This window comes from Rhizobium halophilum, from assembly GCF_021648825.1.
Lineage (GTDB): Bacteria > Pseudomonadota > Alphaproteobacteria > Rhizobiales > Rhizobiaceae > Neorhizobium > Neorhizobium halophilum.
Genome location: NZ_JAKJHS010000006.1, coordinates 148647 through 172093, shown reverse-complemented (window position 1 = coordinate 172093; position 23447 = coordinate 148647). Strand labels below are relative to the sequence as shown.

Genomic DNA, 23447 nt, shown 5'->3' with positions numbered 1-23447 from the left:
CCCACCATGAGCAGCGGTTTCGACCTCATCATCTTCGATTGCGACGGCGTGCTCGTCGATTCAGAAATCATCGCAGCGCAGGTCGAGGCGAAGCTCCTGACGGAAGCCGGTTATCCGATCAGCGTCGAGGAGATGGGCGAGCGATTTGCGGGCATGACTTGGCGCAACATCCTGTTGCAGATCGAGAAGGAAGTGGACATCCCCCTCTCCGCTTCACTGATCGACAAGTCGGAAAAGCTGCTCGATGCGCGTCTGGCGCGGGATGTGAAGATCATCGACGGCGTGAGGTCTGCGCTTTCGCGGCTCACCACGCAAAGATGCATCTGCTCCAACTCCAGCACGCACCGGCTGGACATGATGCTGGAGAAGGTCGGCCTCAAGCCATATTTCGCGCCGCACATCTTCTCGGCCAAGGATCTTGGGCCGGATCGGGTGAAGCCGAAACCGGACATCTTTCTTCACGCGGCAGAGAAGTTTGGCGTCTCTCCTCGGAACGTCCTCGTGGTGGAGGATTCGGTCCACGGCATCCATGGTGCGGCAGCCGCGGGCATGCGTGTCATCGGCTTCACCGGTGCCTCACATACCTACCCCAGCCATTCCGACCAGCTGACGGATGCCGGGGCTGAAACGGTCATCTCCCGGATGGCAGAACTGCCAGCCATGGTGGAAGCTCTCAGCGAATGGGCCGCCGGATTCTAAACTAGCCGCTAGGCGGGTTACCGCTTCGACGGCAGGTCGAAGCCAAGCCGAATTCGCGTGAAGCGTGAGGCGCCGCCCTGAGCGTTCGGAATCTGCACGTCCGCCTTGTTGAAGAGAAACTGCGTGCCGGCCGCCGGTAGTTCGACAGGGAAGCTGACCTTCTGGGAGTAGATCACGTTGTCGCCGTCGACGACCTCCACGAGGACCGGCAATGAGACTTGTCCTGCCGTCACGGCCGGGCCTGCTACAATCCGGCCTTGAGCCACGACGTTGATGGTGATGGTGCTCTCGTTAGCCGTGCATTGACGGGTTGCATCTGCGAGCGACGCCTGGAAAGCTAGCTTTTCCGGATTATCCTGACCACCGCGCGCGTAGGACTGGTAGACCGCCGTTTCCTCACGCATCACAATCGGCGGGCAGAAGGCTTGCACGACCGGCGTCACCGATTGCGCCTGGGCAGCCGGCGTCGTCGCCGCGGAACTTAGACCCGCGGTGGGCGATGAGGAGTTGCAGCCCGCCACAACGGCAAGAAGAGAAATCGACAAAAGCTTACGCGTCACTGAAGCAAACACTGAATCCACCCTCTCAACATCTTTTCCTGTACGGGCAGCCACTGCCGAAGATCGGCACTCGCGGCCTTTCGCAGCCAATTTTCCTGGTCTATATCAGCGGCGCAAATAAAAATCGATTAGGGATTCAGGGTCGTGGAATACATTTCTACCCGCGGAGAGGCGCCCGCTCTCGGCTTTCGTGACGCTTTGCTCGCCGGCCTCGCACGCGACGGCGGTCTCTACATACCGAGCGAATGGCCGACGCTGACGAAGCGCGAGATCCGCGCCTTCCGCGGCAAGAGATACCAAGACATCGCCTTCGAAATCGTCCGGCGCTTTACCGGCGACGAGATTCCGGAAGCGGACCTGCGCTCCATGATCGAAGACGCCTATGCCACTTTCCGTCATCCGGCCGTAGTCCCGCTGGTTCAGACGGGTCCCAACGACTTCGTCCTCGAGCTGTTTCACGGCACCACCCTTGCCTTCAAGGACGTCGCCATGCAGTTGCTCGCCCGGCTGATGGACTATGTCCTGGCGAAGCGCGGCGAGCGTGCGACCATCGTGGGCGCCACCTCCGGAGATACCGGCGGGGCGGCGATCGACGCCTTTGCCGGCCGGGACCGTACCGACATCTTCATCCTTTTCCCCAAGGGAAAAGTCTCTCCTGTCCAGCAGCGCCAGATGACCACCTCTGCGGCGGCCAATGTTCATGCCATCGCCGTTGAAGGGAACTTCGACGACTGCCAGAACCTGGTGAAGGAGATGTTCAACGACGCCTCATTCCGTGACCGGGTCGGCCTTTCGGGCGTCAACTCCATCAACTGGGCGCGCATCATGGCCCAGGTGGTCTACTACTTCACCGCGGCGGTTTCGCTTGGTGGCCCCGACCGAAAGGTCTCCTTCACGGTCCCCACCGGCAATTTCGGCGATATCTTCGCCGGCTATGTCGCCAAGCGCATGGGTCTGCCGATCGAGCGCCTGGTGATCGCGACCAACGACAACGACATCCTAGCCCGCACGCTAAAGAGCGGCCGCTACGAGATGCGCGGCGTGAAGGCCACCACCTCGCCTTCCATGGACATCCAGATCTCCTCCAACTTCGAGCGGCTGTTGTTTGAAGCCTATGGGCGGGACCCTTCTTCCGTTCGCTCCGCCATGGCGGGGCTGAAGCAGTCGGGCGCCTTCGAGGTGCAGCCGGATGCGCTGAAGTCAATCCGCCGAGAATTCAGAGCGGCCCGGGCGACGGAGAAGCAGGTGGCCGCGACCATTCGCGAAACATTGGCGGAGACCGGCTATCTCGTCGATCCGCACACGGCGACCGGCATTTTTGTCGCGAGGAAGAATGCAAAGCCGACCAGCCCGATGGTGACGCTGTCTACGGCGCATCCGGCCAAGTTCCCGGCGGCCGTAGAATCCGCTTGCGGAATTGACCCTGCGCTTCCATCATGGCTTGCCGATCTGATGTCCAGGGAGGAGCGCTTCGATATCCTGCCTGCCCAACTCAAGGATATCGAAAGCTTCATCAGCAGACATGCACGAGCAGGCAAGTGAGTGGTGGCGTGCCAGAAAGACAAGCAATGAATGTTGAAGTAACCCGGCTTCCTTCCGGGTTGACCGTCGTCACCGAGGCCATGCCGCATCTGGAAAGCGTTGCGCTTGGCGTCTGGATCAAGTCGGGGTCGCGTAACGAAACTGAAGATGAGCACGGCATTGCCCATCTCCTCGAACACATGGCCTTCAAGGGCACGACGCGACGCAGCGCCCGCGACATTGCCGAGGAAATTGAAAACGTCGGCGGCGAACTCAATGCCGCAACCTCGACCGAGACCACCTCTTATTACGCACGCGTGCTCAAAGACCATGTTCCACTCGCGGTGGATCTTCTGGCCGATATCCTGACGGAATCGCTCTTCGACGAGGAAGAACTGCGTCGGGAGAAGCACGTGATCCTTCAGGAGATCGGTGCGGCCAACGACACGCCAGACGACGTCGTCTTCGACAAATTCTCTGAAGTCGCCTACCTCGGCCAGACGATCGGTCGGCCGATCCTCGGGACGCCGGAGCGGGTACAGAGCTTCGCTCCGGGCCAAATTCGCAACTACCTGTCGCGCAACTACACCACCGACCGTATGTTCGTCGTGGCCGCCGGCGCAGTCGATCACGACGTCTTCTGCAAGCAGGTGGAAGAGCGTTTCGCCACTCTGCCGCGAACACCGAGCGCGCGCCCGGTGCAGGACGTTGCCCGCTACATCGGCGGCGAAACCCGCGAAGTCCGCGACCTCATGGACGCGCAGATCCTGCTCGGCTTCGAGGGCAAGGCTTACCACATGCGGGACTTCTACTGCTCGCAGATTCTGGCCAACATCCTCGGCGGCGGCATGTCCTCGCGTCTCTTCCAAGAGGTCCGCGAGCACCGCGGCCTCTGTTACTCCGTCTACGCCTTCCACTGGGGATTTTCGGACACCGGCATCTTCGGCATCCATGCCGCAACCGGCGGCGAGGATATCCCGCAGCTTGTGCCGGTGATCATCGAGGAACTGCGCAAGGCCGCGGAGACCATCCACGAGCAGGAGATCCATCGCGCCCGGGCACAAATCCGCGCTCAGTTGCTGATGGGACAAGAGAGCCCCGCCGCACGGGCAGGCCAGATCGCAAGGCAGATGATCCTCTACGGCCGCCCAATCCCCAACAACGAGTTGATGGAACGGCTGGAAGGCATCACCACGGCGCGGCTGACGGATCTTTCGGGCCGGCTCTTCTTCGATACGGTTCCCACGCTTTCCGCCGTCGGCCCGATCGAGAAGCTGGTATCGATGAACGAGCTTTCCGCGGCTCTTTCACCCCAGACGGCAAAGACGCAGCAGGCGGCCGGTTGATCCGGTGTCCTCGGTTAGGCGGCCAAGGATGAAGCAGGCGCCGTCTTCCTCCGAGATTGCAACTTGTGCCCGGCCCTTCGGCCAGGCACCTGGCAGCGACCGCTCACCGATGATTGTCAGGAGTGGGACATGACGGGATTGATCCTGCGGCTTTTGTCACGGCAACCGCGAACACCGTCTCTCCATGGGGACCAGCACCTCCTGCGCCTCGCCCGCTATCAGGACTACGGCCAGTGGGCCGCTCTTAGATCGGAAAGTCGTGCCTTCCTGCAGCCGTGGGAGCCAACATGGCGGGAAGAGGAACTGTCGGAAGCCTCCTTTCGTGGCCGCGTCAATAGAGGAGTCAAGGAATTCCAAGCTGGCCACGCGGTGCCGCTCCTCCTTTTCAGTCGGCCGGAGATGCGCCTCCTTGGCGGATTGACGATCGGCTACATTCGCCGCGGTGCGGCACAAAGCTGCATGATCGGCTACTGGATGGGCGAGCGTCACGCGGGCCAAGGGCACATGCTTGCAGCCCTCAAGATCGCTATCCCCTACATCTACGGGCAGCTTCAGTTGCACCGTATCGAGGCTGCCTGTATTCCGGAGAACTGGAAGAGCGTCCGGCTCCTTGAAAAAGCCGGCTTCGAGCGAGAAGGGCTTTTGCGCAAGTATCTCAAGATCAACGGCGAGTGGCGCGATCACGTCATGTTTTCGCGCCTGCCGGACGATGGTGGATTCGGGAAGATGACACGGCCATGACTGCCCGCTACGCAAACACGGCGGGCTTCCGCTGGGTGACGATGCTGATGGTCACGCTGGCAGCAGCATTCCTCGCCACGTCGCTTCCGGCGGCGGCGGTAGAGCCGGTAAAGATCTCCCGCGACGATACCGCGCTGGACCTTACCGAAATGACGGAGATCTACGCGAGCCAGGGCGAGGCGTTTCAGGTTTCGACCGCTGCCGGTGCCGATGGCGTCCGTCGCCGGATCGAGGTGCGCGCGGGCGCGCCGAGCCATAACGGTGATTGGGCCGTTTTTGCGCTTGCCAATGTTTCCGAGGAGCAGTTGGAGCGCGTGATCGTCGCTCCGCACTTCCGCCTCGTCGGCTCAAGGATGTTCTGGCCCGACCTTGGTTCGCAGCGCATCAACGCCATCACGCCAAGCGAGGGCTTTGCTCTTGATCGGGAACCAAGTCCGGACGCGGACGTCTTCCGCATCACCCTCAATCCGGGCTCCGTCATCACCTTCGTGGCGGAGCTGAGCACCCCGACGCTGCCGCAGCTCTATCTCTGGGAGCCTGCCGCTTACAAGGACACTGTCAACGCCTTTACCCTCTATCGTGGGATTGTGCTGGGTATTGCGGGGCTCCTGGCGGTCTTCCTGACAATCCTCTTCGTCGTCAAGGGTACCTCGATGCTGCCTGCGGCCGCAGCGCTCGCCTGGGCAGTGCTCGCCTACATTTGCGTGGACTTCGGCTTCCTCGACAAGTTGATCAGCATTACTGCCAGCGACCAGAGGATATGGCGAGCATGTGCGGAAGTGGCGCTTGCTTCCAGCCTGGTGATCTTCCTGTTCACCTACCTCAATCTCAATCGGTGGCATGTGCATCTCGGTTATGCGACGCTGGCCTGGATCCTCGGTCTTGCCCTTCTCTTCGGCGTCGCGATCTACGATCCCTCGATTGCCTCCGGCGTCGCCCGACTGTCTTTTGCGCTCACCGCCACCTGCGGCATCCTGCTGATCATCTACCTCGGCCTCAGCCGCTATGACCGCGCTATCCTTCTTGTACCGACCTGGGCACTTATCCTGGTCTGGCTGTTCGGAGGCTGGCTGACGGTCACCGGCCAACTGGACAATGACATCATTCAGCCCGCGCTGGGCGGCGGCCTTGTTCTTATCGTTCTGCTGATCGGCTTCACCGTCATGCAGCACGCCTTCGCAGGCGGTGCCTATCAGCAGGGCCTGTTTTCCGACCTCGAACGACAGTCGCTGGCGCTATCGGGATCGGGTGACATCGTGTGGGACTGGGATGTTGCACGCGACAAGGTGGTGACCACCCCCGACATTTCCACCAAGCTTGGGCTAGAAGCGGCAGCCATGCATGGGCCGATACGCAACTGGCTGCCACGGCTTCATCCCGACGACAGGGACCGCTTCAAGGCTACGCTCGACGTTCTTCTCGAGCACCGCCGCGGACGGCTGAACCACGAGTTCCGCATTCGCGCAGAGGACGGCCACTTCCACTGGCTGAGGATCCGTGCGCGACCGGTTCTCGGCTCCAACGGCGAAATCATCCGATGCGTGGGTACGATTGTAGACATCACGGAGCAGAAGAACTCGGTCGAACGTCTGCTGCAGGATGCTATGCACGACAATCTCACCGGTTTGCCTAACCGGCAGGTCTTCCTCGACCGCCTGCAGTCGGTTCTTGTCTTGGCTGACAGCAGTGACAATGTCCGCCCTACGGTGATGGCGATCGATATCGATCGCTACAAGCAGGTGAACGACGTCCTTGGCATTGCAGCCGGGGACAATATCCTGATCGCCTTGACCCGGCGCCTGCGGCGGCTCCTGCGCCCGCAAGATACTCTCGCGAGGCTTTCCGGAGACCAGTTTGGCCTGATCCTGGTATCTGAACAGGACCCAGCACGGGTGGCGGACTTCGCCGATGCGGTCTCCGAGGCCATCATGGTGCCCATCAATTTCGCCAACCGAGAGATCATCTTGACCGCATCGATCGGTCTGGCGTCATGGGTCGATCAACAGGCAAATGGCGAGGAACTGCTCAGCGATGCAGAACTCGCCATGTACCGCGCGAAACGAGGTGGGGGAAACCGCGTGGAGCCGTTCCGGCCCATCTTCCGTACATCGAGCAGCGACCGGCTGCAGATCGAGACCGACCTGCGCCGTGCAGTCGAGCGAAAAGAACTTTCGCTCGCCTACCAGCCCATCATCCAGCTTAGCGACGGTGAGATCGCCGGATTCGAGGCGCTCATGCGCTGGGAGCATCCGCGGCGCGGCAGCATTCCCCCCTCCGAGTTCATCCCAATCGCTGAGGCATCTGACTTGATCGGGTCGCTCGGACTGTTCGCGATAGAACGTGCTGCTTTCGATCTCAATGAATGGCAGCGTGCAACAGGCGTGCTGCCGATCTTCCTGTCGGTGAATCTGTCGAGTGCGCAGCTGCTCAATAGCAACCTCTACAACGAGGTGCGCGCATTGCTAGCCAGGGTCGACTGCGACCCCACCCAGCTTAAACTTGAACTGACAGAATCGGTGATGATGGAAAATCCAGAGCAGGCACGGCTGGTCCTGACAAAGCTGAAGGACATCGGCATAGGCCTTGCGCTCGATGATTTCGGGACCGGTTATTCTTCTCTAGCGTACCTGACCCAGTTCCCCTTCGATACAATCAAGTTGGACAAGGCGCTGGTACGGGATGTGCGCGAAAGGAGGGCGGTACTCCTACGCTCCGTCATCGCCATGGCTCGCGCCCTCGACATGGCCGTTGTCGCTGAAGGCGTGGAAACAGACGAAGATGCAGCTGCGCTCGGAAACATGGGATGCCACTTCGGCCAAAGCTTCCTGTTCGGCCCTCCGATCAGCGCCGAAGCAACTGCCCGGCTCCTGAAGGAGCGTTTTCCCCTAACAAAAAGGGCTTGATGATCCAAAAAAGAAGGAACCCGCGACAGTAACCTGCTCGGGTTTCTCCCCATCTGAGTAGAACCTTAAGCACGGTCGACGATTTTCTTCGCCCCGTCCTTCAGCTCACCTTTCGCCTGCTGACCGTGACCCTTGGCCTCCTGAGCGCTACCCTTGGCCTCCATGTCCCGGTCGTCCATTGCATCACCGGCGGCCTGACGTGCCTTGCCCGCCACTTCGTTAGCCTTACCTGAGATCTTGTCGCTCGTGCTGGTCATGTTCGGGTCTCCTTGTCAAACCGGCCGAAATGGCCGACTGATAAGGAAACGCTGGCAGCCATCCTTCGTTCCGGTTCGCTACGCGTGCCCGGCTTCGGAAGACAGAGCTTCCTGCGAAATGCCGAGCAGCGCTAGAGCGCGTTCGTATTTCGTATCCAACATCGGATCGAAGATCAGGTCGTCCTTTGAGGGACAATTCAGCCAGCCGTTGTTGGCGATTTCAAGCTCAAGCTGACCTGGGCCCCAACCGGAATATCCGAGCATCATGGCAGCTCTCTTGGGGCCCCTGCCCTGACTGATCGCCCGGATGATGTCCAGCGTGGCGGTCAAACAAACGTCATCAGCCACACACACGCTGGTGTCGCTGGCATAGTCGTCGGAGTGCAGCACGAAGCCCCGTCCGGTTTCGACCGGGCCGCCCATCAAGACAGGCAGTTGCTGCAGTTCGCTCGGCATCAATTTTGCCTCCTTCTCGTCGAGCATGCCGAGATGATCCAGCACATCGGCAAAGGAGACCGGCTGATGCCGATTGATGATGAAACCCATGGCACCGGTGGGGGAGTGGGCGCAGATGTAGACGACCGCACGAGCGAAATCTCCGGCCTGCAGGTTTGGCATCGCGATCAGGAACTGACCGTCCAGAAACCCCTGCTCACTCTCACCCCGCAAAGAAGACATCGCGATTCCGCCTCCACATTCCCGCTCTTCAGGGCTCTTGATCGTGCACCGCAGCCATCACAACAAGATGGGGTCTGTTTTCGTGCAATCAACCTAAAATGATTAGATGGAGCCGGTTGGATACTGGCTCGAAAGACACACTTCAGATAGAGCACTGGCAGCATGAGAATAGCTAAGCGCATAAATGTCTGGGCATTTTTTCGTTTCCGCGCTTTGGCCGCGGTGGCGGCCACTGGGTTCAGCTGGGTTGCTCCCGCGCACGCGGAAATCACTGAATGGGCTTACAATGAAGGCGGGCGCATGCGTCTGGTCGCCCTGCCCCCGAACGCCGACGGGATCGTACGCGGAGCCCTGCAGATAGAGCCAAGTCCCGGCTGGATCACCTACTGGAAAGAGCCGGGCGACGCCGGGATTCCCCCGCAGCTCCTGGTATCGCCGGGCACCGAGGTCGGACTGCGCAAGCTGGACTACCCGGTTCCGAAGCGGATCGATAACGGGTCATTGCGCGACATTGGCTATGATCATCCGGTCACGCTTCCTTTCGAACTTTCGATGAAGACTGCAAAAAGCCCCCTCAAGGTCGTAGTCTCGGCCTTTATCGGTCTTTGTCGCAACATCTGCATACCGTTCCAGGCTGATTTTACCCTTACACTCACCTCTCTGGAGGCGACTCCGGTGCAGGAGGCGATTGTCCTCGCAACAGCGCAGGCGACGCTACCCGAGGCGCAGTCAACCGACTTCGCGGTTACGCACTACAGACTGACCGGAAATCAGAAGCTCCACTTGAAACTCAAGATACCGCCAGCCACGACCGCTCCGCCCCAGGTGATCGTTACCGGACCCCATGGCTATGCTTTCTTCGGCAGCGAAAACGGTCGCAGGGAGGGAGATGAATACCTTCTTGATGTCGCGATTGAGAAACTGCCCGAAGGCTACCATATCCAAGGCAAACGCTGGGGCATTTTGGTCATTGCGGGCGACCGGGCAATGGAAACCTCGCTTGCCTTCAATTAACAGCCACCTATAGTGCTGCCGAGGTAATCGGCCGAAAGGGAGAAGCTGCCATGACCATTGCCATCGGAGACCGCCTGCCGGCTGCCACTTTCAAAGAAAAATCGGCAGACGGCCCGGTAGAAGTTACGACCGACGAGCTCTTCGCAGGCAAGCGCGTCGTTCTCTTTGCCGTTCCCGGGGCCTTCACGCCCACCTGTTCCCTGAATCACCTGCCCGGCTTTCTGGAAAACCGCGACGCTATTCTTGCGCGCGGCGTCGACGACATCGCCGTCGTTGCGGTCAACGACTGGCATGTCATGGGCGCCTGGGCGCACTCCACCGGCGGGACGGGCAAGATTCACTTTCTGTCAGATTGGGACGGGGCGTTCACAAAGTCGCTCGGCCTCGACATCGACCTTTCGGCGGGCGGCCTCGGTGTGCGCTCCAAGCGTTATTCGATGCTCGTGGATGATGGCGTTGTGAAGACCCTGAACATCGAAGACAGTCCCGGTCAGGCCACCGTCTCAAGCGCCGCAACAATCATAGAGCAGCTCTGAGACGAGCTTAGAACAAGGGAAAGGAGCCGAAAGGCTCCTTTCGCGTCAGATTTCCATGTCAAACACCAGAAGCCCGGCAAGCCCCCCATCGGTTGAGGCAACGATTCGATCGCCCACTGCAACATGATCAGGGTGAACAAGGTACGCGTCGCGCGCCTCCGCGTTCTCAAATGTCACGATGAAGCCGTCGCGGAATCCGCCATTCAAACCTTCAGGCGAGACGTTTGGCCCATATTTGACGTCCACCATGCCCGGCACCACCGCCGTCAGGGCACAGATCGCATCATAGAGCGCCTGCTTGTCTGCCGCCTGTAGCGCCGACCTAAATCTCAGGAAAACACAATGCTGAATCACAACGCACCTCTGCTTCGCACCCCATAGGGGCTCAACCTACCTTAGAGAGGAAGACCGAGCCAGCGCGCTGCGGCGCTCGGTCAAGGCAGGGGCCGGCCTTCTCCTCGGCCTATCGCTTCTTGAATGGTGCCATGCCCAGCCGCGCCAGCTCGTCAGCCCGCTCGTTCTCGGGGTGACCCGCATGGCCTTTGACCCAGTGCCACTTCACCTTGTGGCGCTGGTTAGCCTTGTCGAGCGCCTGCCAGAGTTCACCATTCTTCACAGGCTTTTTGTCAGCGGTCTTCCAGCCGTTCTTCTTCCAGCCGAAGATCCACTTCGAGATGCCATCCATCACATATTTGCTGTCGGTGTGAAGATCGACCTCACAGGCATCCTTCAGCGCGTCCAGCGCGGTGATGGCGGCCAGCAATTCCATGCGGTTGTTGGTCGTGTTAGCCTCGCCGCCGAAGAGCTCCTTCTCAACCTCGCCGTAGCGCAGTATCGCGCCCCAGCCTCCGGGGCCGGGATTGCCGGAGCAGGCGCCGTCGGTGAAAATATCGACGTGCTTCATGATGCGAGATCCGGTGTAATGCCGTATTCGAGGGCGGATTCGATTGCCCGGTGGAAGCGAAGCTTCTTCAGGTATTCGAGCGGATCCTTCTTCACCACAAGAGCGCCCGCCGGCGTTGTCAGCCAGTCATAGAGGCGCGTCAGGAAGAAGCGTAGAGCCGAACCGCGGGCGAGGATCGGAAGCGCCTCGATCTCTTCCGGCGAAAGCGGCCGAACTTCCCGATACCCTTCCAGGAGCGCCATTCCCTTGGTCAGGTTGTAGGATCCATCCTTTTCGAAGCACCAGGCGTTCAGGCAGATCGCGACGTCGTAGGCGTAGAAGTCGTTGCAGGCGAAGTAGAAGTCGATGACGCCCGAAAGCTCATCGCCGAGAAAGAAGACGTTGTCCTGGAAAAGATCGGCATGGATCACGCCGGCCGGCAGATCCTGCGGCCAATGCGCCTCCAGATACGCGAGCTCTGCCGAGATCTCATCCTGAAGCCCCAGTTCCACCTCATCGGCTCTTACGGCTGATTTGTCCCACAGCGTCATCCAACCACCAAGGGACAGAGCGTTTTTGCGCTTCAGCGAAAAGCCTTCGCCGGCGATGTGCATCTGCGCCAATGCCCTGCCAACCTCTCGGCAGTGCTTCGCTTCCGGCTTTCTCAGCCACATCCCTTCCAGGAAAGAGATGACGGCGGCCGGTCGGCCGGACAGCTCGCCCAGCAATTCGCCATCGCGTCGCGGCAGGGGTAGCGGGCATGACAAGCCGCGACCGGCCAGGTGCTGCATCAGGCCCAGAAAGAACGGCAAATCTTGCTTGTCTACCCGCTTCTCGTAGAGTGTCAGGATCAGCGGTTCCCGGGTGGTGTGGAGCAGAAAGTTCGAATTTTCCACCCCCTCGGCAATGCCCTTGTACGACGTGAGTTCACCCACCTCGTATTGGGTGAGGAAGGCCTTCAGGTCGTCTTCAGTGATATCGGTGTAAACGGCCACGGGGTTCTCGCAGTCAAGGACGGGCGCCGGCAGCCACTCGTCGAGAGGCATCCGGAATCAGCGGAGTTGTAGCTCATCACGAAGGGTGACGTCACCCGTTGACGAAGGCCATGTCTTCACGTGTGAGGGGAACGCTGCGAAGTTCGCGGTTGACGAGGAAGTTTTCCGTTTCCTCGGCCGTAATCGCAAGCTCAACCGTCGCGTGGTAGCGCGCGCGGAAAGCTTCGATGATTTCCTCGACGATGACCTCGGGAGCGGACGCGCCGGCGGAGATACCCAAGGTGGCGACGGGACCAATCGCATCCCAATCAAGCTCGGAGGCACGCTGAACGAGCATCGAACGAGCCGCGCCTGCGCGTAGTGCCACTTCCACCAGCCGCTTGGAATTGGAGGAGTTCGGTGCTCCCACGACGATGAAGAGGTCGCAACCGGGAGCCGCCTCCTTGACGGCATCCTGTCGGTTGGTGGTGGCATAGCAGATCGAGTCTGCCGCTGGGGCCTGCAGGTTGGGGAAGCGCTCCTGGAGCTTTTGGATCACTCCAGCGGTGTCGTCGACAGACAGCGTGGTTTGCGTAACAAAGCCGAGGTTGTCTGCGTCCAATGGAATGTAGTTCGCAGCGTCCTCCACCGTCTCCACCAGAGACACAGTGCCCTCCGGCAACTGCCCCATCGTCCCGATCACCTCGGGATGTCCTGCATGGCCGATCAGAATTACGTGGCGCCCGAGGCGCTGATGGCGCATGGCCTGCTTGTGCACTTTGGAGACAAGCGGACAGGTGGCGTCCAGATAGAAGAGGTTGCGGGCCTGCGCGTCTGCCGGAACCGATTTCGGAACGCCGTGCGCGGAAAACACGACAGGCTGCGCGCGGTGCTCCTCTGGAATCTCATCCAGTTCCTCGACGAAGACAGCGCCCTTTGCCTCCAGCCCTTCGACCACATAACGGTTGTGCACGATCTCGTGACGGACATAGACCGGGGCGCCGTAGGCCTTCAGCGCAAGCACGACGATTTGGATCGCGCGGTCGACGCCAGCACAGAAGCCGCGCGGCCCACAGAGACGGATCGTCAGCGGCGGCTTTTCGGCTATCTGGTCGACGTAAATATTCATTCGTTCCGCTACGAAAGTTTGGCGATGCCGTTCATATAGGCGAGCAACTCCCCGTCCGCCAACGAAAACTTCGAGTCACCTGCTCTGGGCAAACGGTCGGCGACGCCAGAGAACACCGATCACCACAACGACCAGCGCCCCGGCAAGACCGTACCAGGTGACGGCATATTGAAGATGATTGTTGGAGAGGGTGAACTGCGTCACACCGCCCTGCGGCCACCCGCCGGGATTCACCTGCGACGCATCGGCATCCATAAAGAAAGGCAGAACGCCGGACGCATCCAGCGCAGCGGTCGATGCCATGGCATCGAGGTCCTTCCAATAGAAAACATTCTTCGCTGGATCATTGTCGGGAACGATGACGGATGGCTTGCCCTCAAGCCGCGACCGAGCATAGCCGCTCACCGTTACCTCCCCTTCGACCTGGCCCTCTTCGCGCAGCGCCGGGTCCTTCAGGTCGTAGGTCACGAAGCCGCGGTTGACGAAGAGTGTCCTTCCGCTTGGAAGCGTCAGCGGCGTGTAGACGTAAAAGCCCGTTTGCCCTTGGTGGGTGGCAAAGAAGTGGCGCTCGCGCCCATGATCGAACCGACCGGTGACCCGCATCCTGCGGTACTCGATGTCCTGGCCGCTTGCCAACAACGCGCTGATTTCCTCGGCCCCGACGGGCGCCGCATTCTGCCGTTCCGCCATGTCTGCAAGAAGTTGCTCCTTCCACTGCAGCCGCTGGACCTGCCACGTTCCAAGCACGAGAAGAAGCGCGAAGGTGACAAGCACAAGCACCGCGGTCACAGCGACCTTGGTCCGGCTCATGCGGCGCACGTCGTGGCTATCATTCATCGGTTGCGTACCGTGTGTCATGCAGGACCCTCGAATGCAAAGGGGCGGCTTTCGCCGCCCCTCGTTCAATTGGTAATCAACCCTCGCCAGATCAATGGGCGAGAGGTGCGCCCCAGCCGCCCCAGATGTAGATGGAGAAGAACAGGAAGAGCCAGACCACGTCGACGAAGTGCCAGTACCAGGCAGCCGCCTCGAAGCCGAAGTGCTGCTGGGGCGTGAAGCCGCCACGCATCGCACGGATCAGGCAGACGAGAAGAAAAATGGTGCCGATGAGGACATGGAAACCATGGAACCCCGTCGCCATGAAGAAGGTCGCGCCATAGATCGAGTTGGAGAACTCAAACGGCGCCGTCGCATACTCATACGCCTGAACGAAGGAGAACAGGATGCCGAGGGCGACGGTCAGAGCGAGGCCGTTGACCAGGCCTTTGCGGTCGTTGTGGAGCAGAGCGTGGTGCGCCCAAGTCACGCAGGTGCCCGACAGCAGCAGGATGACGGTGTTGTAGAGCGGCAGATGCCAAGGGTCCAGAACCTCGATTCCCGCAGGCGGCCACTGTCCGCCCAGCGCTTCGACGCGCGAAGCCTGAATGGCTTCGTTGGCGAAGAGACTGGCGTCGAAGAAGGCCCAGAACCAGGCGACGAAGAACATCACCTCCGAGGCGATGAACATGATCATGCCGTAGCGCAGGTGCAGCGAAACGACCCGGGTATGAGCGCCCTCCCGGCCTTCCTTGATGGTATCGCTCCACCAGCCGACCATCGTGTAGAGAATGATCGCAAGCCCGATGTAAAATAGCCACGGATTGGCCCAGTTCACGCCAAGCATGTTGAACTCGCCACCATTCACGTAGCGCATATACCCCACGCCACCGAAGGTGATGACGAAAGCCCCGATGGACGCCAGAAGCGGCCAAGGACTCGGATCGATGATGTGGTAGTCATGATGTTTCTGATGCGCGTCGCCCATGTCAGAATCCCCAGATCATTACATGCTCGCCGAAAGACCGGCGAATCCTCTCAAAGTTGCCCATTGACCGGCTTACTCTTCTCCTGAACCGCCGCAACAGGCTTAGACGGCTGCGTCGGATAGAAGGTGTAAGACAGCGTGATTGTCTTGATATTTTTCGTCTCTTCAGCCTTGGCGATTTCAGGATCGACGAAGAAGACCACCGGCATTTCCAGGGTTTCACCCGGCTGAAGCGTCGTTTCAGTGAAGCAGAAACACTCCACCTTGTTGAAATAGGCTCCCGCCTCCATCGGTGTGACGTTGAACACAGCGGTCCCAGTGGTCGCTTCGGCTGAACGGTTCTTGGCCGTGAAGTTCACCTGCACTGTTTCGCCGATTTTCGGCTTGATCGCCTTGGCAGCCTTGAATTCCCAGTTGAGACCGTTCGAGGTATTAGCATCGAAAGTCACCGGCATCGCCTGGTCCAGGATCACCTCGGAATACTGCTCGGTGCGTTGCGTCGTCCCGTTGTAGCCGGTCACCTGGCAGAATAGCTGGTAGAGCGGTACGGCCGCGTAAGCCATGCCGACCATGCACCCGACGAAGACGAAGCACAGCGCCATGATGGTGCCGTTGCCGAGCCGCTTGCCTTCCTGGATCTTCAAGGTTTCAGCCATATCAACTCTCTCAGCTCCCCAACCCGCCGATCTTGACGAGGGTGATGATGTAGAAGAGCAAAACCAAGCCCGCGAGGACCAGTCCGAGCGCGATGTTGCGGTTGCGCCGCGACTTCTTCTGCTTGTCGGTTACCTTGATGGTTTCAATCACAGCATGCCTCCTGCAATTGCCGCAACACCGCCGGCAAAGTGGTCGGCCAGCAGTGCAGAGAAGATGGCGAAGAGGTAAAACACCGAATAGGCGAACATCTTCTTTGCGGCGATCATCTTTTCATCGCCATCCGGCATGCGCCAGACGGCGATGGAACAGTAGATGAAAATCGCACTGAGAACGGCGGCGAAGAGCCCGTAGCCAGCCGAGGCCAAGCCCGTAAAGTATGGTCCAACCGCGACCGCGGCCGTCAACACGGCGTAGACAACCATCTGGCCCTTTGTGGAGCGCTCGCCTGCGACATTGGGCATCATCGGGATACCGACGGAGCCATAATCACGCATCTTGAACAGCGCCAGGGCCCAGAAGTGCGCCGGCGTCCACAGGAAGATGATCAGGAACAGCAGGATGCTGTCCAAAGACACACCGCCGGTCACGCACGCCCAGCCGAGCATGGGCGGGAACGCGCCGGAGGCACCACCGATGACAATGTTCTGCGGCGTCGAGCGCTTCAGCCACATGGTGTAGACGACGGCATAGAAGAAAATCGTGAACGCCAGAAGCGAGGCGGCGAACCAGTTGACGGCAAGCCCGAGGATCGTGACGGAAAAGACGGAGAGCGTCAGGCCGAAGGCAAGGGCTTCGCGCGGCTCAATCCGACCTGTGGGAATGGGACGTTTGGCGGTGCGCGACATGACGGCGTCGATATCGGCATCATACCACATGTTGAGCGCGCCGGACGCACCAGCACCGACGGCAATGCAGAGGATGGAGATCAGCCCGAGCACTGGGTTGATCTGGCCCGGCGCCAGCAACAGCCCGACGACGGCCGTGAACACCACCAGCGACATGACGCGGGGCTTCAGGAGCTCGAAGAAATCGCGAGCGCCGGCTTCGGAGAGCTGGAAGCCTCCGTCAACGCCTGTCGTCTCGTGACTGTTGATTACCGTCATCATGCCGTCCTGTCTTGCTTAGCAGGGCACCGCGAAACGCGGTGCCCTGTTCTTTTTGTCAGCGGATCTTCGGCAGCTGTTCCCACTGGTGGAACGGCGGCGGTGAAGACAGCTGCCATTCCAGCGTGCTTGCGCCCTCACCCCAGGGATTGTCGCCCGCAACCCGCTTCTTGGCGAAGGCTTCCCAGATGGAGAACAGGAAGATGATGACGCCAATGAAGGAGATATAGGAGCCGATCGAGGAAACGTAGTTCCAGCCCACGTAGGCATCCGGATAGTCGATGTAGCGACGCGGCATACCGGCCAGACCCAGGAAGTGCTGTGGGAAGAACACCAGGTTTACACCGACGAACATCACCCAGAAGTGCAGGTTGCCGAGCGCCTCGGAGTACATGTAGCCGCTCATCTTCGGGAACCAATAGTACCAGGCCGCGAAGATCGCGAACACGGCGCCGAGCGACAGAACGTAGTGGAAGTGGGCCACAACGTAGTATGTGTCGTGCAGCGAACGGTCGAGACCGGCATTGGCGAGCTGGACGCCCGTGACACCGCCGACGGTGAACAGGAAGATGAACCCGATTGCCCAGGTCATCGGCGTACGGAAGGTGAGCGAGCCACCCCACATTGTCGCGATCCACGAGAAGATCTTGATGCCGGTCGGAACCGCGATCACCATGGTGGCGAAGACGAAGTAGCGCTGCGCGTCGAGCGACAGGCCGACCGTGTACATGTGGTGCGCCCACACGATGAAGCCGACGGCACCGATTGCGACCATGGCGTAGGCCATGCCCAGGTAACCGAAGACCGGCTTGCGCGAGAAGGTCGAGATGATGTGGCTGATGATGCCGAAGCCGGGCAAGATCAGGATGTAGACTTCCGGGTGACCGAAGAACCAGAAGAGGTGCTGGTAGAGGATCGGATCACCGCCGCCTTCCGGCGCGAAGAAAGTCGTGCCGAAGTTGCGATCGGTCAGCAGCATGGTGATGCCGCCCGCCAGGACCGGCAGCGAAAGCAATAGCAAGAACGCAGTGACAAGAACGGACCACGCGAAAAGCGGCATCTTGTGGATGGTCATGCCCGGAGCGCGCATGTTGAGGATCGTCGTGATGAAGTTGATGGCACCGAGGATCGACGAGGCACCGGAAACGTGCAGAGCGAAGATCGCAAGATCGATCGCCGGGCCCGGATGACCTGCGGTCGAGAGCGGCGGATAGAGCGTCCAACCGCCGCCTGCACCGTAGGCGCCCGCGGGACCTTCCACGAAGAGCGACAGCATCAGAAGAAGGAATGCCGGCGGCAGCAGCCAGAAGGAGATATTGTTGAGGCGCGGGAAGGCCATGTCCGGAGCGCCGATCATGATCGGGATCATCCAGTTGGCGAAGCCGCCGATCAGAGCCGGCATGACCATGAAGAAGATCATGACGAGCGCGTGTGCGGTGGTGAACACATTATACATGTGCTTGCCGCCGTCGATAGCAGCGTCGCCTTCGAAGCCGTAGACCATGGCAGCCAAGCCGTGGAAGATCTGGATGCCAGGCTCCTGAAGCTCCATGCGCATTGCAACGGAGAGAAGACCGCCGATAATGCCCGCCATGATCGCGAACATCAGGTAAAGCGTGCCGATGTCCTTGTGGTTGGTAGAGAGGAACCAACGCGTGAAGAAGCCTGGCTTGTGATCGTGATGCCCGTGGGCATGCGCATCATCGTGCGAGGCAGCGCGGGTATGGGTGTCGTCGTGAGCGGTTGGTCCAGCCATTGTCCTCACTCCTCGTTACTTGTTTTCAGTCGCCGCGAGGCGAACGGCATCGGCCGGCTGCTCGACGGAAGCAATAAGCGCGCGATTGGCACCAGCCAGATCTTGCTGGGCGGAGGCGAGCCAGGTCTCGTACTGCTCTTCAGATACCACGCGAATGGCGATTGGCATGTAGGCGTGATCCTTACCGCAAAGCTCGGAGCACTGACCATAGTACAGGCCTTCCTTCTCTGCCCGGAACCACGTCTCGTTCAAGCGGCCCGGAACTGCATCCAGCTTAAGTCCGAAAGCCGGCATTGCAAATGCGTGAATGACGTCGGTTGGAGCAGCCGTCACGAGAAGGCGAACGGTCTGGTTGACCGGCACCACCATCTCGTTGTCAACAGCGAGAAGACGCGGATAGGCGGCAACATCTTCCTTGCCGATGGCCGCCCGATCCTCTTCCTTCAACATATAGGAGTCGAACGCGAGCGGCGTTTCCCCGCCTTCGTATTCGTAGTTCCAAAGCCATTGTGTCGCCGTCGCCTTGACTGTCAGATCAGGGTTCGTCGGGATCGTGAGCTGTGCGTTGAGCAGGTTGAACGAGGGAATAGCGATGAAAAAGAGAACCAGTACCGGCCCGATGGTCCAGATGATCTCGATCATCGTGTTATGGCTCGTGCGCGAGGGCACCGGGTTTGCGCTGGCGCGGAACTTCATGACGACCACGACCAGCAAGATGAGCACCAAGAAGGTGATCGGGACAATGAACCACAGCGTGTAGTTATTGAACCATTTGATTTCCTGCATGATCGGAGTAACCGGCGCCTGCAGGTCCACCTGCCACGGCGTAGGCTGATCAGCGAAACCGGCAGAGGCCAAGAGCAGACAGATGAGCGCCGTCATCACCGCAAAAGCTCTGTTCATCACAACTATTCTCCTCAAGCGCTTGATCTCGATCAAATCGAAACGCAGAATCTGGGCTATGTGGTCTGCTTCAATCACAGTTTGCCGGCCGCCGCAATATCTGCCGGGAAAAGCCACTGCGGCATTTTTGCGCTTCATCAAATGCCCGCGTGCGAAGATATTTTAGCAGTATCTAAGACCCTTCGTCATCCGCTCTTGCGACGTCGGGTCCCATTTTCGCCTCACTCCATTGGAATGAGGACGGGGCTTTTCATTTCTGGTCCTGAACGCCAAGAATAGCCGCATCGATTCGCCATTAGGGGGTTCCATGGGTCGCTCCTCGATCATCGCCGCTTGCCTTGCCGTCGCCCTTGTGGGTTCCGTGCTTCCCGCGCGAGCTCAGCAGAATGTCGCGCCGGCTCAGCAAGCGCCGACGCAGGAACGGGCGCCACAGCAGAGTGCACCGCAGCAACAGTCGGGAACAGTCCGCGAGAACCACGGCGCCTGGTCGGTTATCTGCGACCGCCCCGCCGGCGCATCGACGGAGCAGTGCGCGCTCATGCAGAACGTGATCGCCGACGACCGGCCGGAGGTCGGCCTGTCGGTCGTGGTTTTGAAGACTGCGGATCGCAAGGCGAAGATCCTGCGCATCCTCGCCCCGCTCGGCGTCCTTCTGAAGGACGGCATGGAGCTCTATGTCGACAACAACAACATCGGCCGCGCCTATTTCACCCGCTGCTTCTCGGAAGGCTGCTATGTCGAAGTCGAGATCGACGACGAGCTGATGAGAATCCTGAGGGCCGGCAAGAGCGCCGTCTTCGCGCTCAGGGAGTCGGTGGACCAGGACCGCGTCGGCATCCCGATCGAGCTCAACGGCTTTGCCGCCGGCTACGACGCCCTCCCCTAACCTTGCTTCGGCTCGCGGCGGGACCTACATCGGTCGAAACGCTCTTCCATAGATAAAGAGCGAAGGAGCCTTTCATGAATACCGACCTTCTGAACCTGTTTGACTGCGACGAGGCGCGCCTGCGCCGAATCCTCGCCGAGACGCTTTCGGGCGCCGACGACGGCGAACTCTTCGTCGAACATGCACAGGCGGAATCGCTGACGTTCGACAACGGCCGATTGAAGGGCGGAAGCTTCAACACGGATCAGGGCTTCGGGCTTCGCTCGGTGGCGGGCGAGGCCGTGGGCTATGCCCATGCCGGCGAACTCTCGGCTGCGGCACTGGAGCGGGCCGCCGATGCGGTGCGGGCGGTGACGGCCGGCTATTCCGGCTCCTATGCAGCCGCCCCGCAGCGGACGAACAAGAAGTATTACGGTGACGAAAACCCTATCGGGCAGCCGAGCTTTGAGGAAAAGGTCAAGCTGCTGACGGAGATCGATGCATACCTGCGCGGCAAGGATCCGAAGGTGCGGCAGGTGACGGCTACGGCGTCGGCAAGCTGGCAGGTGGTCGACATCCTTCGCGCCGACGGCCACCGGGTCCAGGACATCCGCCCCATGACGCGGGTCAACATCTCCGTTGTCGTGGGCGACGGCGACCGGCAGGAGTCGGGCTCCTTCGGCACCGGCGGACGGATGGGCTTCGGCGACTTCGTCATTTCCGGGAACTGGCAGGCGGGTGCCGACGAGGCATTGCGGCAGGCCCTCGTGAACCTTGAGGCGATCGATGCACCGGCCGGAACGATGGACGTCGTGCTCGGCAATGGGTGGCCCGGTGTCATGCTGCACGAGGCCGTCGGCCACGGGCTTGAGGGAGACTTCAACCGCAAAAAGACGTCGGCCTTTGCCGGCCTTCTTGGAGAAATGGTCGCCTCCCCTGGCGTCACCGTCGTCGATGACGGAACCGTCGACAGCCGCCGCGGCTCGATCACCATCGACGACGAGGGCACGCCCTCCGGCTACAATGTCCTGATCGAGAAAGGCAAGCTCGTCGGCTACATGCAGGACCGGCAGAATGCGCGGCTGATGGGAATGAAGCCGACGGGCAATGGCCGTCGCCAGGGCTACTCCCATGTTCCCATGCCGCGGATGACCAACACTTACATGCTGTCGGGCGACAAGACGCCGGAAGAGATGATCGCCTCCGTCAAGAAGGGCATCTACGCCGTCTCCTTCGGCGGCGGCCAGGTCGACATCACCTCGGGCAAGTTCGTGTTTGGCTGCACGGAGGCCTACATGATCGAGGATGGCAAGCTTGGCCCTGCGATCAAGGGTGCCATGCTGATCGGCAATGGGCCGGACGCGATGAAGCGCGTCTCGATGGTGGGCAATGACACCAAGCTCGATACCGGCATCGGCAATTGCGGCAAGGCGGGCCAGTGGGTTCCGGTCGGCGTCGGCCAGCCGCATCTGCGGATGGACCAGGTGACGGTCGGCGGCACGCAAACCTGACCACATGCGAAGCAATGCGCTGGTCCCCGAGCTTGCGGTTTCGGATTGGCGGAAGAGCCGTAGCTTCTACTGTGACGTGATCGGCTTTGACGTGCGCTACGAGAGACCAGAGGAGGGTTTTTCCTACCTCGTTCTCGATGGCGGCGAACTGATGATCGACCAGATCGGGCTCGGCCGGACCTTCACTGTTGCTGGCGCGCCGATCGAGCGGCCTTACGGGCGAGGGCTCAATCTCCAACTTCGGGTACCGGACCTCGACGTCGTCCTTCGGCGTTTGGAGCTTGCAAACATCCCGCTCTACCTTCCCCTGGAGGAGAAATGGTACCGGCGCAACGGCAAGGAGGTGGGGAACCGACAGTTCGTCGTGGCGGATCCGGACGGTTATCTAGTGCGACCTTTCGAGGATCTGGGAGAACGGGCATCAAGTGCAATCCGCTAGCCGGAGGTTGCTTGGCGCCCCCCCTGGAACCGCCGCTTTCTACGTTCAACAATACTTAAGACTGCGGCAATTAAGCTTCGTCCCCTCAGATGAGGGACGTAAGCGGATGAGCATCAAGGGCAGATTGAAGAATATCCGGCGCCGAGGAGGAAAGCGGAACATCATCGCCGGCGTCCTTGAAGCTGCCTATCTTGCATCAAGTGCAGGGATGTTTGCCAGCCGGCGCGGACGCGGGGCCATATTCACCCTGCATCATGTCCGTCCGGCCACGCAGCTCTCCGAACCGAACGCCCATCTCGAAGTAACGCCCGAATTCCTTGAGGCGGCGATCGTGCAGCTGCAATCGGAGGCCTACGAGTTCGTACGCCTCGACGAGATTCCCGCGCGATTGACATCGCCCGGTGCCAGACCGTTTGCGGCCTTCACGCTCGACGACGGATACTACAACAACGCCAAGTACGCGCTTCCGGTGTTCGAACGTCACAGAGTTCCGTTCACCGTCTTCATCACGCGCGGGTTCGCAGAGCGCACTCACTCTCTATGGTGGGAGACGCTGGGGGAACTTCTGCCGCGCCAAGAGCATCTTGATTTCGACTTCGGCAAAGGCGTCGAGAGAATAGAGCTTTCGTCCTCCTCTCGGGTGCAGGCGGCGTTTCATCGCTTCGCCGGTTATGTCTGGGAGAAGGATGAGGCGGAGGCTGTCGCCGCGATCGATGCCCTTTCACGCCAACATGGGATTGATCCTCTCGACCTGACACGTCGGCTGGTCATGGGGCGGGATGATCTCCTGGCGCTGATCAAGCACCCCCTCGCGACCCTTGGCGCGCATACCGTCAGCCACCGCGCCGTCAGCCGCCTGACGGATAAGGATGCGCACCTCGAGTTGCATGAGTCGGCGGCATGGCTGGAGAAACTGACGGGAATGCTGCCCGCCAGCTTCGCTTTTCCCTACGGAATGCGAGACGCGGTCTCTGCGCGTGATATGAAGATCGCAAAAGATCTCGGCTTCTCCGTCGCCGTCACGACTCAGCCGGGGACGCTGTCGGACGCCACGCTCGACAACCTCACCGGTTTACCGCGAATTTCCCTGAACGGTTACTTTCAGCAACCGAAGTACGTGTCAGCCCTCGCCTCCGGGATTCCCTTCGCGCTGATGTCGCGATGAGAA

The 23447-nt window shown here is 60.4% G+C and carries 25 protein-coding genes; 11 read left to right on the top strand and 14 right to left on the bottom strand.

The genetic code is table 11. The annotated features are described in order from the left end of the window. The first annotated feature begins 6 nt into the window (after positions 1-6). Positions 7-699: an HAD family hydrolase gene (locus tag LXM96_RS13470; protein WP_239999067.1), complete on the top strand. Its 693-nt coding sequence runs from the start codon at positions 7-9 to the stop codon at positions 697-699. Between the two features lie 17 nt (positions 700-716). Here the strand turns inward: LXM96_RS13470 and LXM96_RS13465 are convergent, their stop codons facing one another. Continuing rightward, positions 717-1271, bottom strand: coding sequence for a PilZ domain-containing protein (locus LXM96_RS13465; RefSeq protein ID WP_239999066.1), 555 nt, complete (start codon positions 1269-1271; stop codon positions 717-719). 132 nt (positions 1272-1403) lie between these two features. On the opposite strand from LXM96_RS13465, the gene thrC reads away from it, so the two are divergent. The 4 genes from thrC (at position 1404) to LXM96_RS13445 (ending at position 7770) form a co-directional block, all read left to right on the top strand. Beyond that, positions 1404-2801 (top strand): threonine synthase, encoded by a 1398-nt coding sequence (thrC, locus tag LXM96_RS13460; RefSeq protein ID WP_239999065.1) that lies wholly within the window; start codon positions 1404-1406, stop codon positions 2799-2801. A 26-nt stretch (positions 2802-2827) separates the two neighbouring features. Continuing rightward, a complete protein-coding gene (locus LXM96_RS13455; RefSeq protein WP_239999064.1) occupies positions 2828-4126 on the top strand; it encodes a M16 family metallopeptidase in 1299 nt (432 codons plus the stop codon). Positions 4127-4255: 129 nt separating this feature from the next. Continuing rightward, complete coding sequence (locus LXM96_RS13450; protein ID WP_239999063.1) at positions 4256-4867, top strand: GNAT family N-acetyltransferase; 612 nt, start codon at positions 4256-4258, stop codon at positions 4865-4867. A gap of 41 nt (positions 4868-4908) precedes the next feature. Beyond that, positions 4909-7770, top strand: a complete 2862-nt coding sequence (locus LXM96_RS13445) for an EAL domain-containing protein (protein WP_239999157.1) — start codon at positions 4909-4911, stop codon at positions 7768-7770. Positions 7771-7835: 65 nt separating this feature from the next. Here the strand turns inward: LXM96_RS13445 and LXM96_RS13440 are convergent, their stop codons facing one another. Beyond that, the gene (locus tag LXM96_RS13440) at positions 7836-8027 is read right to left on the bottom strand and encodes a CsbD family protein (protein ID WP_239999062.1); all 192 of its coding nucleotides are present in this window, start codon (positions 8025-8027) and stop codon (positions 7836-7838) included. 78 nt (positions 8028-8105) lie between these two features. Then, positions 8106-8711 (bottom strand): YqgE/AlgH family protein, encoded by a 606-nt coding sequence (locus LXM96_RS13435; protein WP_239999156.1) that lies wholly within the window; start codon positions 8709-8711, stop codon positions 8106-8108. Between the two features lie 294 nt (positions 8712-9005). Here LXM96_RS13435 and LXM96_RS13430 point away from each other — a divergent pair, with 294 nt between their 5' ends. Further along, a complete protein-coding gene (locus LXM96_RS13430) occupies positions 9006-9719 on the top strand; it encodes a protein-disulfide reductase DsbD domain-containing protein (RefSeq protein ID WP_239999061.1) in 714 nt (237 codons plus the stop codon). Positions 9720-9769: 50 nt separating this feature from the next. After that, positions 9770-10255 carry a peroxiredoxin gene (locus LXM96_RS13425; RefSeq protein WP_239999060.1) on the top strand — a complete coding sequence of 162 codons (486 nt, stop codon included), beginning with the start codon at positions 9770-9772 and terminating at the stop codon, positions 10253-10255. A 45-nt stretch (positions 10256-10300) separates the two neighbouring features. On the opposite strand, the gene LXM96_RS13420 is transcribed toward LXM96_RS13425, so the two are convergent. The 11 genes from LXM96_RS13420 to coxB form a co-directional block, all read right to left on the bottom strand. Further along, positions 10301-10609, bottom strand: coding sequence for a Dabb family protein (locus LXM96_RS13420; protein ID WP_239999059.1), 309 nt, complete (start codon positions 10607-10609; stop codon positions 10301-10303). A gap of 109 nt (positions 10610-10718) precedes the next feature. Further along, positions 10719-11159 (bottom strand): ribonuclease HI, encoded by a 441-nt coding sequence (rnhA, locus tag LXM96_RS13415; RefSeq protein WP_239999058.1) that lies wholly within the window; start codon positions 11157-11159, stop codon positions 10719-10721. Next, positions 11156-12133 (bottom strand): homoserine kinase, encoded by a 978-nt coding sequence (locus tag LXM96_RS13410; protein WP_239999057.1) that lies wholly within the window; start codon positions 12131-12133, stop codon positions 11156-11158. The genes rnhA and LXM96_RS13410 overlap by 4 nt, the downstream gene beginning before the upstream one ends. 91 nt (positions 12134-12224) lie before the next feature. Next, on the bottom strand, positions 12225-13241 hold the full coding sequence (gene ispH / locus LXM96_RS13405) for a 4-hydroxy-3-methylbut-2-enyl diphosphate reductase (protein ID WP_239999056.1): 1017 nt from the start codon (positions 13239-13241) through the stop codon (positions 12225-12227). 75 nt (positions 13242-13316) lie between these two features. Beyond that, positions 13317-14078 carry an SURF1 family protein gene (locus LXM96_RS13400; protein ID WP_394801963.1) on the bottom strand — a complete coding sequence of 254 codons (762 nt, stop codon included), beginning with the start codon at positions 14076-14078 and terminating at the stop codon, positions 13317-13319. Positions 14079-14169: 91 nt separating this feature from the next. Then, positions 14170-15045 carry a cytochrome c oxidase subunit 3 gene (locus LXM96_RS13395; protein WP_239999055.1) on the bottom strand — a complete coding sequence of 292 codons (876 nt, stop codon included), beginning with the start codon at positions 15043-15045 and terminating at the stop codon, positions 14170-14172. A gap of 50 nt (positions 15046-15095) precedes the next feature. Then, on the bottom strand, positions 15096-15701 hold the full coding sequence (locus LXM96_RS13390; protein WP_239999054.1) for a cytochrome c oxidase assembly protein: 606 nt from the start codon (positions 15699-15701) through the stop codon (positions 15096-15098). Positions 15702-15711: 10 nt separating this feature from the next. After that, positions 15712-15852 carry a hypothetical protein gene (locus LXM96_RS13385; protein WP_239999161.1) on the bottom strand — a complete coding sequence of 47 codons (141 nt, stop codon included), beginning with the start codon at positions 15850-15852 and terminating at the stop codon, positions 15712-15714. Beyond that, positions 15849-16805, bottom strand: a complete 957-nt coding sequence (cyoE, locus tag LXM96_RS13380; protein ID WP_239999053.1) for a heme o synthase — start codon at positions 16803-16805, stop codon at positions 15849-15851. Before cyoE ends, LXM96_RS13385 begins: the two co-directional genes overlap by 4 nt. Positions 16806-16863: 58 nt before the next feature. Further along, positions 16864-18561, bottom strand: coding sequence for a cytochrome c oxidase subunit I (ctaD, locus tag LXM96_RS13375; protein WP_239999052.1), 1698 nt, complete (start codon positions 18559-18561; stop codon positions 16864-16866). A 15-nt stretch (positions 18562-18576) separates the two neighbouring features. Continuing rightward, positions 18577-19464 carry a cytochrome c oxidase subunit II gene (coxB, locus tag LXM96_RS13370; protein ID WP_239999051.1) on the bottom strand — a complete coding sequence of 296 codons (888 nt, stop codon included), beginning with the start codon at positions 19462-19464 and terminating at the stop codon, positions 18577-18579. A gap of 307 nt (positions 19465-19771) precedes the next feature. Between coxB and LXM96_RS13365 the strand changes: the two genes are divergently transcribed. The 4 genes from LXM96_RS13365 (at position 19772) to LXM96_RS13350 (ending at position 23444) form a co-directional block, all read left to right on the top strand. Next, a complete protein-coding gene (locus LXM96_RS13365) occupies positions 19772-20350 on the top strand; it encodes an invasion associated locus B family protein (protein WP_239999050.1) in 579 nt (192 codons plus the stop codon). 74 nt (positions 20351-20424) lie between these two features. Continuing rightward, positions 20425-21840, top strand: coding sequence for a metalloprotease TldD (gene tldD, locus LXM96_RS13360; protein ID WP_239999049.1), 1416 nt, complete (start codon positions 20425-20427; stop codon positions 21838-21840). A gap of 4 nt (positions 21841-21844) precedes the next feature. Next, entirely contained in the window at positions 21845-22279 is a 435-nt protein-coding gene (locus LXM96_RS13355; protein ID WP_239999048.1) for a bleomycin resistance protein, read from the top strand. Positions 22280-22385: 106 nt separating this feature from the next. Beyond that, entirely contained in the window at positions 22386-23444 is a 1059-nt protein-coding gene (locus LXM96_RS13350) for a polysaccharide deacetylase family protein (RefSeq protein WP_239999047.1), read from the top strand. Positions 23445-23447 lie beyond the last annotated feature (3 nt).

What these genes read in the sequence shown, in the direction of transcription:
- LXM96_RS13350 (WP_239999047.1), top strand. Translation starts at nt 22,386, where the DNA reads ATGAGCATCAAGGGCAGATTGAAGAATATCCGGCGCCGAGGAGGAAAG.
- LXM96_RS13395 (WP_239999055.1), bottom strand. Translation starts at nt 15,045, where the DNA reads ATGGGCGACGCGCATCAGAAACATCATGACTACCACATCATCGATCCG.
- LXM96_RS13430 (WP_239999061.1), top strand. Translation starts at nt 9,006, where the DNA reads ATGCGTCTGGTCGCCCTGCCCCCGAACGCCGACGGGATCGTACGCGGA.
- LXM96_RS13455 (WP_239999064.1), top strand. Translation starts at nt 2,828, where the DNA reads ATGAATGTTGAAGTAACCCGGCTTCCTTCCGGGTTGACCGTCGTCACC.
- ctaD (WP_239999052.1), bottom strand. Translation starts at nt 18,561, where the DNA reads ATGGCTGGACCAACCGCTCACGACGACACCCATACCCGCGCTGCCTCG.
- tldD (WP_239999049.1), top strand. Translation starts at nt 20,425, where the DNA reads ATGAATACCGACCTTCTGAACCTGTTTGACTGCGACGAGGCGCGCCTG.
- LXM96_RS13355 (WP_239999048.1), top strand. Translation starts at nt 21,845, where the DNA reads ATGCGAAGCAATGCGCTGGTCCCCGAGCTTGCGGTTTCGGATTGGCGG.
- LXM96_RS13390 (WP_239999054.1), bottom strand. Translation starts at nt 15,701, where the DNA reads ATGGCTGAAACCTTGAAGATCCAGGAAGGCAAGCGGCTCGGCAACGGC.
- LXM96_RS13425 (WP_239999060.1), top strand. Translation starts at nt 9,770, where the DNA reads ATGACCATTGCCATCGGAGACCGCCTGCCGGCTGCCACTTTCAAAGAA.
- rnhA (WP_239999058.1), bottom strand. Translation starts at nt 11,159, where the DNA reads ATGAAGCACGTCGATATTTTCACCGACGGCGCCTGCTCCGGCAATCCC.
- LXM96_RS13470 (WP_239999067.1), top strand. Translation starts at nt 7, where the DNA reads ATGAGCAGCGGTTTCGACCTCATCATCTTCGATTGCGACGGCGTGCTC.
- ispH (WP_239999056.1), bottom strand. Translation starts at nt 13,241, where the DNA reads ATGAATATTTACGTCGACCAGATAGCCGAAAAGCCGCCGCTGACGATC.
- LXM96_RS13445 (WP_239999157.1), top strand. Translation starts at nt 4,909, where the DNA reads ATGCTGATGGTCACGCTGGCAGCAGCATTCCTCGCCACGTCGCTTCCG.
- LXM96_RS13440 (WP_239999062.1), bottom strand. Translation starts at nt 8,027, where the DNA reads ATGACCAGCACGAGCGACAAGATCTCAGGTAAGGCTAACGAAGTGGCG.
- LXM96_RS13400 (WP_394801963.1), bottom strand. Translation starts at nt 14,078, where the DNA reads ATGAATGATAGCCACGACGTGCGCCGCATGAGCCGGACCAAGGTCGCT.
- LXM96_RS13450 (WP_239999063.1), top strand. Translation starts at nt 4,256, where the DNA reads ATGACGGGATTGATCCTGCGGCTTTTGTCACGGCAACCGCGAACACCG.
- cyoE (WP_239999053.1), bottom strand. Translation starts at nt 16,805, where the DNA reads ATGACGGTAATCAACAGTCACGAGACGACAGGCGTTGACGGAGGCTTC.
- coxB (WP_239999051.1), bottom strand. Translation starts at nt 19,464, where the DNA reads ATGAACAGAGCTTTTGCGGTGATGACGGCGCTCATCTGTCTGCTCTTG.
- LXM96_RS13365 (WP_239999050.1), top strand. Translation starts at nt 19,772, where the DNA reads ATGGGTCGCTCCTCGATCATCGCCGCTTGCCTTGCCGTCGCCCTTGTG.